Genomic DNA, 12,658 nt, shown 5'->3' with positions numbered 1-12,658 from the left:
CCCTCGCCGCCGATCGCGGCCTCGGCCGCCGCCGGCTGTGGGCGGCGGCGCCGCTGCTGGCCGGGGCGGCGACCCTGACCGCGCTGGCCGCCAGCGCCGGGCCGCTGCCCAGCCCCGCTCCCCAGCCGAAACTGGCGCTGGCGCTGACCCTCGCCACCGCCGCCTGGGCGATCCGCGTCGGCATCCGGGCGGAGGATGTCACCCTGCGGGCCTGGCTGGCCAGCCTGGGCGGCGGGATGGTGCTGGCCGCCGCCGTCGGCCTCGGCGCCCCGGCGCTGGGGCTGGCGCTGCCCTCGCCGCTCGACCGCATCGACCTGCTCGCCTTGACCGCGCCGGCCGGCTGGCTGATCCTGTCGGTGGCGCTGGCCCGCGCCGTGACCGATTCCGCCGCCGGCGGGCTGGAACGGCTGCTGCGGCTCGGCGCGGTGATGGTGCTGGCCCCCTCGGCGCCGGCCACCGCCGCCGCGATCGGGCTCGGCCTGCTCGCCCGCTTCCTCCGCCTGCTGCGCGAGAAGCTGGCCTGGATCCCCGGCGCCGGGCTGGCCCCGGCGGCGATCCTGCCGGCGCTGCTGCTGGCGCTGCTGGTGACGCGCGGCGGCACCCTGTCCTTCGCCCCCGGCTGGATCGATCCGGTCGCCCTGGCCGAAACCGGCCGCTGGAGCGAGGGGGTGTTCGCCGATGCCGCCACCTGGCGGGCGTGGCGGGCGCTGGCGCCGCTGCCCGACCGGCCGCTGGTGGCGCTGTACGACAACCGCGCCTATCACGCCGCCGACCGCGCCCGCGTCGCCGCGCCGGGCCGGCTGGTCACCCATCCCGCCGCCAATCTTGCCGCCGCCAAGTCGCCGTTCCTGCCCCCGGCCGGGCTGCTGCCGGCCGATCCCGCCCTGCGCGACGAGGCGGCCCGGCGCGAGGCGGTGATCCGCGACCTCGTCAACACCCTGGAACGGGGGGAGACCCTGTCGCCGCTGCCGGTCGGCCAGATCGCCCCGGCGCCGGGACGGCCTTTGGTTGATGTTCCCCAATCCATTGAAACCTTCCTGACCCAACGCCATATGACGATCGTGACCTCCCCCGGCGTGGCCCGGTTGTTTCCTCCGGCCCTGCCCCGTCGGACGGTGGAGGGACAGGTCCTGATCGGCTTCGGGGTTCAGCCCTAGGCGCTTCCCCTCCCGACCGGACCGGATGGCGGCACCGCCCCCGCAGGGGGGCGGTCGGGCTTTCGACACGCGCGCACCGGCGGGCCTCGGCCCGCAACGGCCCGGAACGTCGGCGTTCCGGGCCACGCCGCCTTGATCGGGCGGGCGCGGGTCCGGTCCTCGCCTTCCTCGCCGGTGTCACATTTCCACAACCGACGGGCCTTGAAATCAGGCTCGCCCCTATCCAACTGGAGGTATGAGTTAAGTATGTACGGGAAGGAACCCAGATTATGAACAAGAGAGACGCCAACGACACCATCCCGTCCGGCGACAGCACGGGCACGGGCCGCCGGCGCAAATCGACCCGGGGTCGGCTCGACGACGGCAGCGCCAACCCGGTCGATGTCCATGTCGGCTCGCGGGTCCGTCTGCGGCGCACCCTGTTGGGGATGAGCCAGGAAAAGCTGGGCGAGGCGATCGGCCTGACCTTCCAGCAGGTCCAGAAGTACGAGCGCGGCGCCAACCGCATCGGTTCGAGCCGGCTGTTCGATCTGGCGCGGATCCTCGACGTGCCGATCTCGTTCTTCTACGACGACATGCCGGACGAGGTGAAGGCGATGTCGCCGGTGGCGGTGGTGCGCGGCGATCAGGCCCCGGCCCCCACCCCCACCCCCGATCAGGACGTGCTGGCGCGGCGCGAGACGCTGGAGCTGGTGCGGGCCTATTACCGCATCCCCGATCCCCGGGTGCGGGCCCAGGTCTACTCGCTGGCCAAGTCGCTGGCCCGGAGCGGCGAGGATGACGCCCCCGAGCAGGCCGAACGGTCGTGACGCAGGGCTGAGCGGGAGCGGGAGACACCAGATCCCCGCTCCCGATACCACCACCGCCGATCAGGCCGCCACGGCGGCCTGATCGCGGCGGTCAAGGACGCGCGGTTTGGATCAGCGCGCCACGCCGAGCCGGGCCGGCTCGGTCGAGGTCAGATCGGCCAGCACGGTTTCGCCGGCGATCGCCTTCTGCCCCACCACCACCAGCGGCTTGGCGCCGACCGGCAGATAGATATCGAGCCGGCTGCCGAAGCGGATCAGGCCGAACCGCTCGCCAGCCTGGACCCGCTGGCCTTCCTTGAGGTCGTTGGCGATCCGGCGCGCCACCAGACCGGCGATCTGGACGAAGGCGAGGTCGCGGCCATCGGCCAGACCCAGCCGCACCCCCACCCGCTCGTTCTGCTCGCTCGCCTTGTCGAGCGAGGCGTCGAGGAACTTGCCGGGACGATAGACCGCGCGGGTCACCGTGCCGTCGGTCGGGACGCGGTTGACGTGAACGTTGAACACGTTCATGAACACCCGCACCACCGGACGCGGGGCGTCGCCCATCTCCAGCTCGGCCGGCGGCACCGCCTGCTCGACCGTCTGGACCACGCCATCGGCCGGCGACACCACCAGCCCGGAGCGGACCGGCACGACGCGGCGCGGATCGCGGAAGAAGCCGGCCGCCGCCAGCGCGAACAGCAGCGACAGGGTGCCGAGCAGGCCCCAGATCCAGCCCAGCACCACCCAGCCGGCCAACCCGGCGCCGACGAACACCCAGCCCTCGCGGTTGATGCCGAGGAACGGCGGCTTGACCGCCCAGGCGCCGCCGGGGGCCTGGGGCAGGATCACCACCTCGGGCGCCGGGACCGGCGCGGGCGTGGGCGCGGGCGCGGCAACGGGTTCGGGCGCGATGGGCGCGGCCACCACCGGCTCCGGCGCGGCGACGGGTTCCGGTTCCGGCGCGGGCGCGGCGACCGGCGCGGCCTCGACCGGAACGGGCGCGGCTTCGGTCGGCGCGGCCTGGACAGGCGCGGCGGCCGGGGCGGCCGTGGTCGGCGCGGCGGCGGCGGGTTTTCCCCCCTTGTTATGGGTCTTCGTGGGTTTGCGGGCCATGTTTCCCCCAATGCATGAACGGCTCGAATCCGGCCGCGATGCGACACGGCCGGCTGCCGCCCATTCTTAGAGCGGTTCGGCCCGGGATGAAACCTTCATGACGGCGCGGCGGCGGGAACGCCGTTCCGCTCCCCTGCGGGGCTGCCGCCCCGGCCCCGCCTGGAGGCTGGCGCCTCCAGACCTCCCCCTTACTTGAAAAGGGGCGAGGGGCCAGGACCGGTGATGGCCCGGCCCCGAAAAAAAACGAACCCTCCCCCGCCGGTCCGGGCGGGAGAGGGTTCGGAACGCGACAGACCGAAATCAGGCCAGTTCGGCCAGGACGGTTTCGCCGGCGATGATCGACTGCCCGGCCGCGACGGTGGCGGCAACCCCCTCGGGCAGATAGACATCGACGCGAGTGACCAGATGGCCGAGCGAGAAGGACGCCTTTTCCTCGTTGGTCGCGGTGGCGGCCTCGCCCTTGAACTTCTTGATCAGGTCCTTGACCGGATCGAGGCTGAGGCGGCTGATGCCGGCGCGCTGACCGGCCTTGACCGGCTGGCCTTCGACCAGATCGTTGCTGAGGTGGCGGACCACCGGGCCGGCGACCTGGACCACGGCGACCGGGCGATTGCCGGCGGCGGCGGCGACGACCAGACCGAGGCGCTCGTTCTCGGCGGCGGCGGCGGGACGCGAGGCATCGGCGAAGCTGCCGGCGACCTCGACGGTCTTGACCACCTTGCCCTCGACCGGAACGCGGTTGACATGAACGTTGAGCAGGGTGCGCAGCAGGGTGATGCGCACGCGGGGCTTGTCACCCAGGCCCAGTTCGGCCGGCGGCGCCGCGGTCTCGACCGTCTTGACCACGCCATCGGCGGGGCTGACCACCACCCCATCCCGCGCCGGGGCGACACGCTCCGGATCACGGAAGAACCAGACGCTCCACAGGGTAGCGAAGAACCCCAGCCACCCCAGCAACCCCCAGATCTGACCCAGCACCCAGGCAACCACCGCGAACAGCGCGATGAACAGCCACCCCTCACGATTGACGGGGAACGACAGGTACTTGGTCAGTGAATTTTCCTCGGCCATATCCACCCCTCCGGATAATGTGTCCCGCCGGATGCGTCGGGACATGGCACCTTATACACCCGGTCTTTTGGATTTTCATCCCGAAAAACAGCATGCATAGTAAGGGCTTCACCACTCCGGACCCCAGGGTTGGCATGAGCAGGATGATGAGTTTCGGCAGCGGGAAATGGGCCTTGCCCATCGATCCCGAATCGGTATTGCGCGACGGTGGCGGCAACGCCCTGCCCCTCAATGATGGCACCACCCAGTTCGAGTTCGGCTATCGCGACATCCGCTTCGTCGGCCGGCTGGAGGTCGGCGGCGGCACGGTGTCGCTGCGGGTGGTGGGCGATCTGGGGCCGATGCCGTTCTCGGCCGAATCGATGCCGGCCCGCAGCGGGCTGACCCGGATCTGCGCCGTCGCCAACGAGGAACTGGGCGGCACCCACCTGCGGGTGGTGCAGGGGCGGATCCTGCTCGGCACCGAAACCCCGCTCGACCCGCCGCCGACCGCCACCGGCCTGCTGACCACGCTGGCCCGCTTCCTGCTGCCGGCCCGGCCCTATCTCGACCTGATCGCGGTCTATCTCCGCCCGCCGCTGACCCCGGCCCCCCCCGGCGAGCCGGTGCTGCAACCCACCTGGCGCCGCCGTCGCCGCTGACGGCGCGCGCTTCGCGCGCAGACATAGGCAGGTTAGGCGGGCTGCCGCCCGCCGCCCCGCTTGGGGAGCAAAGCTCCCCAAACCCCTCATTTTTTTTGTTTTTTCGCCGGATGACGGGCGCCGGGGCTTGATGCGCGGATCAAGTCCGCGCATGACGGAGACAGCGCAAGAACGCTTCCCGGCACTCGATTGAATCATCAAACAAAAAGGGGGTCCGGGGCATCGCCCCGGGCGGGTGCGGGCGGCAGCCCGCCGCCTCCCCCCTGGCGGCTAGGACAGCAGCTTGACGCTGTCGCGGGTGGTGCGGATGGCGCGATCGAGCCAGCGATCCTGCAACTGGGTCAGGTCGAGGGTGCGGCGGGTGGCATGGACCACCGGGGTCAGGCACTGCTCGGCGGTGGCGAAGAATTCCTCGACCACGCCGTCAAGGATGCGGTCGTGGGTGAGGACGGTATCGGCCATCAGCAGATCGAGGCGGGCGAGGATGCGGACCCGGCGGCGGCGGGCGTTGCGCATCCGGCGCTTGTCCGGGCTGGCCTGCCATTTGTAGAGCAAAGCGAGCAGCATCGGCACGCCATAGCCGGCGGCGAGGGTGACGCCGTTTTCGGCCAGTTGCTCGACGGTGATCGATTCGGCCAGCACGCCGACGGCGCCGATCGCGGCCAGCGCCCCGCCGATGCCGAGGACGCCGGACGAGATCATGTCGGCGATTTCGAACATCCGGCCGATATGCAAGGCGAGCCAGCCCTCGCGGCGGACGGTCGGCTGGGTGGCGCGGCCGAACGGGCGGGGATAGAGCGATTCGCCCTCGGTGGTGCTGGGGGTGGCGGCGGGCGGGGCGAGGGTGACCGTGCGGGCCGGGTCGATCGTCTTGAGGAACTCGACCCGGTTGGCGATCAGTTCCTCGCGGAACTGCATCAGCTCTTCCTTCAGCAGGGCGATCTGGGCCTCGTAGCGGCGCTGCAACTCGCCATAGCGGAGCTGGACGCCGCGCCCGTGCGGGGTGTTGGCGAAGCATTCCCAGATGTCGCGGTCGAGCGGGTCGTCCTGGACCATCATCTCGCGCACCACCATCTCGACCCCGTTGATCGGGTCGTCGAGGAAGGTGCGGACATCCTCGCGGAAGGTTTCCTTCTGGAAATCGATGCGGCGGATCATCGCCGCCAGCCGCTGTTCGATCTGGCGGACGTTGGCGCCGATCACCTGACACAGCACCTCGGCCAGTTGGCGGCGGGTGCCGAGGCCGTCGCGCTCGGCGGCGAGGCGGCTGACCTCCTCCTCGATCCGGGGCAGCAGGCCGGCGCAGGCGGCGCGCAGCGCGCCGAGATCGGCGCCGCCCTCGGCCAGCTGGGCGCCGACCGCCTGGGCCAGCTTGGCATGGCCGTGGGCCTGGGCGACGGCGAGGATCGCCAGCAGGCGTTCGTCTTCCTGATGGGCGGTGATGCGGCCGAACAGCGAGGCGCGGCGGGCGGGGCGGCGCACCCGCACCGAGGCCGGCAGGCCGAGCCCCTCGACATCGACGGGAACAGCGAGCGCCTCGGCGAAGCGGGCGGCATGGTCGCGGGCGGCGTCGCCGCTGACCCGCAGCAGCGGCAGGATGCGGGCGAAGGCGAGGCGGCGGGGCTCGTCCTCCTCGGCGCGGGCGGCCTCGGCCAGCCGGCGCAGGGCGATTTCCAGCCCGTCGGGGGCGGCCAGGGCGCGCAGGGCGATCGCGGCCGGCAGGGCCGGATCCTCGCAGCCGTCGCCGAGGGCGTTGGCGACCTCGATCAGTTGCAGGTATTTCGCGGTGGTCACCGTGCCGTCCTGCACCGTCACCGCGGCGAGGGCGCGCGCCAGCGCCGGCACCATTCCGGCCGCCTCGGCTTCGACCTCCTCGACGTTCCTGATCACCAGCTTGCGCATCTGCCCCCCCCCAAACCTAAATGAGTCTGGCCCGGCCCGGACCGTCCGATCCGCCCCCTCCGGCGGTCGCCGTGTTCGCCCCGGGCATGGCCTGTGCCCCGGGGATCCGGCGATCGTCACTCTGTCGCCGCCATCCCGTGTCGTCAAGCGTCCAGGTCGGATTTTCCCCCTGGCCGCGCATCGCGCCTGGGGGGTGGCACGCCAACCGTGCGCGCCGGCGGCGCCCGCCCCTGCCCTTTTCCCGGCCGACCTTTCATGGGATGATCGCCCCGGCAAGACGCCCCCCCATCCCCCACCGTCTGGACGCAGATGTCTCTCGGCTTTGAAATCCTGCTGATTCTTCTCCTGATCATCATCAACGGCTGGTTCGCGATGTCGGAACTGGCGATCGTCTCGGCCCGGCGCGCCCGCCTCGCCGCCCAGGCCGCCGAGGGGGGCAAGGGCGCGGCGGCGGCGCTGCGGCTGGCCGACAATCCGGCGCGGTTCCTGTCGTCGGTGCAGATCGGGATCACCCTGGTGGGCGTGCTGGCCGGGGCCTATTCGGGGGCGACGCTGGCCGAGAAGCTGGCGCACTGGATCGGCGCCACCCTTCCGGTGTCGGCCGAGGCGGCGGAGGCGCTGGCGCTGGCGCTGGTGGTCGGCTCGATCAGCTACGCCACCCTGATCGTCGGCGAGTTGGTGCCGAAACAGATCGCGCTGGCCAACCCCGAGCGGATCGCCGCCTGGGTGGCGCGGCCGATGGCGCTGCTGGCCCGGCTGGCGTCGCCGCTGGTGTGGCTGCTGGAACTGTCGAGCCGGCTGGTGCTGGGCCTGCTGCGGATCCGCCCCGGCAGCGAATCCGGTGTCACCGAGGAAGAGGTCAAGGCGATGATCGCCGAGGGGACCGAAAGCGGCGTGTTCGCCCCGCAGGAGCGCGAGATGCTGTCCGGGGTGATGCGGCTGGCCGACCGCAAGGTGCGGGCGGTGATGACCCCGCGCGCCGACATCGTCTGGCTCGACCTCGACGCCGACCCGGCCGCGCTGCTCGCCACCCTGCGCGCCAGCCCGCATTCGCGCTTTCCGGTCGGCCGGGGCGGGATCGATTCGCTGAGCGGGGTGGTGCAGGCCAAGGACCTGCTCGACCGGCTGCTCGACGGCCGGACACCGGATCTGGCGGCGGCGGTGCGGCCGCTGCCGGTGGTGGGGGAATCGACCCCGGCGCTGCGGGTGCTGGATCTGCTGAAGGGCTCGCCGATCCACATGGCGCTGGTGGTGGACGAATACGGCGCGGTCGAGGGCATCGTCACCGCCGCCGACCTGCTGTCCTCGATCCTCGGCAGCCTGTCCGAACATGGCGAGGAATACGAAGGCAGCCTCGACCAGGACGCCGACGGCAGCTGGCGGATCGACGGCGACGTGGCGATCGATCTGGCCGCCGACCGGCTGGGCTGCCCGGCGCTGCGGGAACGGACCGGCGATTACGTCACCGTGGCCGGTTTCGTGCTGGCACGCTGCCGCCACATCCCCGCCGCCGGCGAGACGATCGAATGCGATGGCTGGCGGTTCGAGGTGACCGCGATGGACGGCCACCGCATCGACACGCTGCGGGTGATCCCGCCCGAGGGATGAGCCTCTGTTGGGCTGCCGCCCAAACCCGCTTGGGGCGATGCCCCAAACCCCCTTTGTTTTCAAAAAGAAGGGGGTCCGGGGCATCGCCCCGGCCGGGCCCGCGGGCGGGAGCCCGCGTAACTGGTTGGTGTTGCGCGCGAAGCGCGCGGGCGGGAGCCCGCGTAACTGGCGTCACCCTCCGAGCGGCGCGTCGCCTTCGAGCACGGCGCGGGCCAGCGGCACCGTCACCGCGCGCTGGCCGGCGAGCGACACCCGGTCGAGGGTTTCGACCAGGGCGGCGGCGGCGGCGAAGCTGCGTTCCATCCGCCCGAGCAGATAGCCGATCAGTTCCTCCCCCACCTTGACCTGCCGGTCGGCGAACAGCTTGACCAGCACCGCCGCCAGCAGGGCGTCGTCCGGGGCGCCGATCGCCACCGCCGGCATCGCCTTGAGCCGCGACATCAGGTCGGGCAGCCCGAGCGGCCAGCGCGCCGCGCTGTCGCGGCCGGTCAGCAGCAGGTGGGCGCGGCTTTCGCGCACCAGATTGATCAGATGGAACAAGGCGGCCTGATCGAGCCGGCCTTCGGCGGCGGCGCGGTCGCAATCCTCGACCACCACCGCCCGCGCCCCGGCCAGCAGGCGGGGCGGATCGTCCACCGTCAGGCGGGCGGCGTCGAGCACCGGGGCGCCGCTGGCGGCGGCGAACAGGTGGACCAGATGGGTCTTGCCGCTGCCGGCCGGGCCGGACAGCACCAGCGCCGGGCCGGGCCAGTCGGGCCAGCGGGCGATCCAGCCATGGGCCTGCTGATTGCAGGGCGCCACCAGGAAATCGCCCGCCGACAGCGCCGGACGGTGCCCCAGGTCGAGGGGAAGCTGGGCCTCGGTCATGGCTCCGGCGGGGCCTCGGTGCCGTGATAGAGCGAGCTTCGGAGGTAGCGTTGCAGGGCGAAGCGCGTCACCACCCCGATCACCGCCGCCGTCGGCACCGACAGCAGGATGCCGACGAAGCCGAACAGAGCGCCGCCGGCCAGCAGCGAGAAGATGATCCACACCGGATGCAGCCCGACCCGGTCGCCGACCAGCTTGGGGGTCAGGCCGTAGCCCTCGATCAGGTTGCCGATCACGAACACCACGCAGACCGCGCCGATCAGCGGCCAGCCGCCGCCCTGAGCGGTGGCCATGATCAGGCTGGTGACCAGCCCGACCAGCATGCCGACATAGGGCACGAAGGCGCCGAGCCCGGTGGCGGCGCCGATCAGGAAGCCGAGATCGAGCCCGCAGACGGTCAGGGCCAGCCCATAGAACGCGGCAAGGCTGAAGCAGACCGTCGCCTGACCGCGCACGAAGCCGGCCAGGGTGGCGTCGATCTTGCCCATCTCGGCGCGGATGGTGGCGGCGTGCGGGCGCGGCAGCCAGCCATCGATGGTGGCAACGATGCGGTCCCAGTCGCGCAGCAGATAAAAGGTCACCACCGGGGTGATGAACACCAGCGACAGCAGGCTGACCACGGCGATGCCGCCCTTCAGCAGGTCGCGCACCAGCCCGGCGACCCAGCCGACCGCCGTGCCGGCATAGGAGCCGATCGCCCCCTGGAGGCGCTGGATCTGGTCGGCCGACATCCGCTGGCGCAGTTCGTCGAGCAGCGGGGTGGCGCGGTCGCGCAGCGCCAGCACGTAGGACGGCACCCGCTCGATGAAGGTCAGCGACTGCTGTTCGACCACCGGCACCACCACCATCAGGCCGAGGATCACCAGCGCGAAGAAGCCAAGGGTGATCGCGCTGGTGGCGAGGGTGCGCGACAGTCCCCGGGCCTCCAGCCGGTCGGCGAGCGGATCGAGGAAATAGGCGGCGGCCATCCCGGCGACGAACGGCAGCAGCACCCCGCGCAGCAGCCACAGCAGCAGGATGAACACCCCGGCGCAGGTCAGCCAGAAACGCAGGCGCTGGCCGGGGGTCATCCCCCCGGCCGGACCGTCGAACAGGGCCGGTTCGCTCATCGCCCCGCCCCGCCGCCGAGGCGCAGCACGGCGGCCGGCTCGCCCGGTTCGAGGGTGAGGCCGGCGGCGGCCAAAGCGGCGCGGACCTGCTCGGCCTCGCCGACGGTGTGCAGGGTCAGCGCCGCCTCGTCGCGCGACAGCGACACCAGCTCCCACCGCCGCACCTGCGGCACCCGGCCGAGCCGGTCGCGCAGGCTCAGCCAGTCGGACAGGCCGGACAGCGGCGCCACCACCGCCTGGGTGGCGGGATGGTCGTAGGACAGGGTGTTCTGCTGGCGCTGCTGGGTTTCGAAGCCCTGGTCGATGTCGGCGACGGCGGCGCGCAGCGCGGCCTCGAAGCCGGCCTCGCCGCCATAGGTCCGCAGATCGAACGGCCGGGGCAGGCCGATCCCGGTCAGGGCGACCTCGACCCCGCCGCTGGCGGTCGGGGTGGCGACCGCCACCACCACGTCGCCGCTGCGGAAGCGGGCGCCGAGATAGCCGAGCCATTGCGGATCGCCGGCGGCGAGGCGCTCGGGCGGCGGCAGGGCGGCGGGATCGGCATTGGCCGGCAGGGCGGCCACCACCAGCGGCACCAGCCCGCCGGTGATCGCCTCGCCGGCATTGCTCCAGGCGGCGCGCCAGGGATTGGGCTCGTCCCACCGCGCCGGCAGGGCGCCGCCGGCCCCGCGCAGCAGCGGCACCACCACCACCGGGCGCAGGCGCGGCTCGGTGAATTTGAGGCCGGACTCGCGCAGCAGCTTGCGCACCGCCACCGGGTTGTAGCGCACGGTCAGGGTGGCGAGGTAGCGCACCGCCGAGGCGCGCTCCTGCTCGACCGAGACGTCGCGGACATATTGCCGGCCGTCGAGGGCGGCGAGCCGGCCGGGATCGCCGACCACCAGCCGCTCCAGCAGCTTGCGGAAGCCGAGCCGGGGCGCCTCGGCCAGCGCCTGCTCGCGCGCCTGGGCGACGTTGGCGGCGGAGACGTCAACCTCGATCCCGGTCACGGTGAAGGCATCGGCGGCGCGGGCCTCGGGCCCCACGACGACGGCGAAAAGAAAACCAAACAGAATCAGTGCGCCGAGCCGGCGCCGGAGAGAAGCCATTGCAAACCGTCCGGGATCAAGTATCTTCGGCCAACCCGTTCCGGCCCGACCATACCACACCGAATCCCACGAGGAAGCCCATTCCCGCGCATGATGACAAGCAGCCCCTGACCTACCGCGATGCCGGCGTCGATATCGACGCGGGCGAGGCGCTGGTCGAGGCGATCAAACCGCTGGCCCGCGCCACCGCGCGGTCCGGCACCGCCGCCGGCCTCGGCGGCTTCGGCGCGCTGTTCGACCTGCGTGCCGCCGGTTACCACGACCCGATCCTGGTCGCCACCACCGACGGCGTCGGCACCAAGCTGAAGCTGGCGATCGAAGCCAACCGCCACGACACCGTCGGCATCGATCTGGTGGCGATGTGCGTCAACGATCTGGTGGTCCAGGGCGCCGAGCCGCTGCTGTTCCTCGACTACTTCGCCACCGGCAAGCTCGACGTCGCCGCCGGGCGGGCGATCGTCGCCGGCATCGCCGAAGGCTGCCGTCAGGCCGGCTGTGCCCTGGTCGGCGGCGAAACCGCCGAGATGCCCGGCATGTATGCCGATGGCGATTACGACCTCGCCGGCTTCGCGGTCGGCGCCGCCGAGCGCGGGCAGTTGCTGCCGCAGGCCGACATCGTCGCCGGTGACATCGTGCTCGGCCTCGCCTCCTCCGGCGTTCATTCCAACGGCTATTCGCTGGTGCGCCGGATCGTCGCGCGCGGCGGGCTGTCCTATGACGACCCCGCCCCGTTCGCCCCGTCCCGCCCGCTGGGCGAGGCCCTGCTGGAGCCGACCCGGATCTATGTCGCCAGCACCCTGGCCGCGATCCGCGCCGGCCTGCTGAAGGGGCTGGCCCACATCACCGGCGGCGGGCTGGTCGAGAACCTGCCCCGCGTCCTGCCCGAGGGCGTGGTGGCCGAGATCGACGGCGCCGCCTGGACCCCGCCCCCGGTGTTCCGCTGGCTGGCCTACGAAGGCAAGGTCGCCCGCGCCGAAATGGCCCGCACCTTCAATTGCGGCATCGGCATGGCCCTGGTGGTCGCCCCCGATCAGGTCGAGGCCGCCACCCGGATCCTCGCCGAAAAGGGCGAGACCGTGCTGCGCATCGGCCGCATCCGGCCCCGTAGCGGGGACGAGCCGCGTTGTCAGGTGCTCAACCAGGACGGCTGGGTCTAACGCTTTTCGTGGGCTCCGCCCACACCCGCCAGGAACCTGAGGTTCCTGGACCTCCCCAATCGGAGAGCGGGTGTGGGCGGGGCCTGCGTCTTTTTGCGGGGTAAAGACAAGCTGCGTCATGACCGGGCTTGACCCGGTCATCCACGTCTCGCCG

12 protein-coding genes are annotated in these 12,658 nt (G+C 72.1%); 6 read left to right on the top strand and 6 right to left on the bottom strand.

The annotated features are described in order from the left end of the window. Together ACFSNB_RS11565 and ACFSNB_RS11560 are read left to right on the top strand one after the other, a co-directional pair. A partial coding sequence (locus tag ACFSNB_RS11565) for a hypothetical protein (protein ID WP_417629368.1) occupies positions 1-1,157 on the top strand: 1,157 nt, incomplete at its 5' end. Between the two features lie 269 nt (positions 1,158-1,426). Then, positions 1,427-1,966, top strand: coding sequence for a helix-turn-helix domain-containing protein (locus ACFSNB_RS11560; protein WP_377316659.1), 540 nt, complete (start codon positions 1,427-1,429; stop codon positions 1,964-1,966). Positions 1,967-2,077: 111 nt separating this feature from the next. Here the strand turns inward: ACFSNB_RS11560 and ACFSNB_RS11555 are convergent, their stop codons facing one another. Then, positions 2,078-2,740, bottom strand: coding sequence for a phosphatidylserine decarboxylase (locus ACFSNB_RS11555; protein WP_417629370.1), 663 nt, complete (start codon positions 2,738-2,740; stop codon positions 2,078-2,080). Positions 2,741-2,858: 118 nt separating this feature from the next. Between ACFSNB_RS11555 and ACFSNB_RS11550 the strand changes: the two genes are divergently transcribed. Continuing rightward, positions 2,859-3,131: a hypothetical protein gene (locus ACFSNB_RS11550; RefSeq protein ID WP_377316657.1), complete on the top strand. Its 273-nt coding sequence runs from the start codon at positions 2,859-2,861 to the stop codon at positions 3,129-3,131. Positions 3,132-3,361: 230 nt separating this feature from the next. Here the strand turns inward: ACFSNB_RS11550 and ACFSNB_RS11545 are convergent, their stop codons facing one another. Continuing rightward, positions 3,362-4,132, bottom strand: coding sequence for a phosphatidylserine decarboxylase (locus ACFSNB_RS11545; protein ID WP_377316655.1), 771 nt, complete (start codon positions 4,130-4,132; stop codon positions 3,362-3,364). A gap of 173 nt (positions 4,133-4,305) precedes the next feature. On the opposite strand from ACFSNB_RS11545, the gene ACFSNB_RS11540 reads away from it, so the two are divergent. Beyond that, positions 4,306-4,773 carry a hypothetical protein gene (locus ACFSNB_RS11540; protein ID WP_377316653.1) on the top strand — a complete coding sequence of 156 codons (468 nt, stop codon included), beginning with the start codon at positions 4,306-4,308 and terminating at the stop codon, positions 4,771-4,773. A gap of 270 nt (positions 4,774-5,043) precedes the next feature. Here ACFSNB_RS11540 and ACFSNB_RS11535 read toward each other — a convergent pair whose 3' ends face one another. Continuing rightward, the gene (locus ACFSNB_RS11535) at positions 5,044-6,675 is read right to left on the bottom strand and encodes a hypothetical protein (protein WP_377316651.1); all 1,632 of its coding nucleotides are present in this window, start codon (positions 6,673-6,675) and stop codon (positions 5,044-5,046) included. 309 nt (positions 6,676-6,984) lie between these two features. Between ACFSNB_RS11535 and ACFSNB_RS11530 the strand changes: the two genes are divergently transcribed. Then, positions 6,985-8,283 (top strand): hemolysin family protein, encoded by a 1,299-nt coding sequence (locus tag ACFSNB_RS11530; protein ID WP_377316649.1) that lies wholly within the window; start codon positions 6,985-6,987, stop codon positions 8,281-8,283. Between the two features lie 171 nt (positions 8,284-8,454). Here the strand turns inward: ACFSNB_RS11530 and ACFSNB_RS11525 are convergent, their stop codons facing one another. The 3 genes from ACFSNB_RS11525 to ACFSNB_RS11515 are packed head-to-tail and all read right to left on the bottom strand — an operon-like array spanning position 8,455 to position 11,347. Then, positions 8,455-9,150 (bottom strand): HdaA/DnaA family protein, encoded by a 696-nt coding sequence (locus tag ACFSNB_RS11525; RefSeq protein ID WP_377316647.1) that lies wholly within the window; start codon positions 9,148-9,150, stop codon positions 8,455-8,457. Next, positions 9,147-10,259 (bottom strand): AI-2E family transporter, encoded by a 1,113-nt coding sequence (locus tag ACFSNB_RS11520; RefSeq protein WP_377316645.1) that lies wholly within the window; start codon positions 10,257-10,259, stop codon positions 9,147-9,149. Before ACFSNB_RS11520 ends, ACFSNB_RS11525 begins: the two co-directional genes overlap by 4 nt. Further along, a complete protein-coding gene (locus ACFSNB_RS11515) occupies positions 10,256-11,347 on the bottom strand; it encodes a DUF2066 domain-containing protein (RefSeq protein WP_377316643.1) in 1,092 nt (363 codons plus the stop codon). Before ACFSNB_RS11515 ends, ACFSNB_RS11520 begins: the two co-directional genes overlap by 4 nt. 107 nt (positions 11,348-11,454) lie before the next feature. On the opposite strand from ACFSNB_RS11515, the gene purM reads away from it, so the two are divergent. Beyond that, positions 11,455-12,504, top strand: a complete 1,050-nt coding sequence (gene purM / locus ACFSNB_RS11510; protein ID WP_417629369.1) for a phosphoribosylformylglycinamidine cyclo-ligase — start codon at positions 11,455-11,457, stop codon at positions 12,502-12,504. The last annotated feature ends 154 nt before the right edge of the window (positions 12,505-12,658 follow it).

This window comes from Phaeospirillum tilakii (genome assembly GCF_042683125.1).
Taxonomy (GTDB): Bacteria; Pseudomonadota; Alphaproteobacteria; order Rhodospirillales; family Magnetospirillaceae; genus Phaeospirillum; species Phaeospirillum tilakii.
This window is presented reverse-complemented; position numbering and strand designations above follow the sequence as displayed.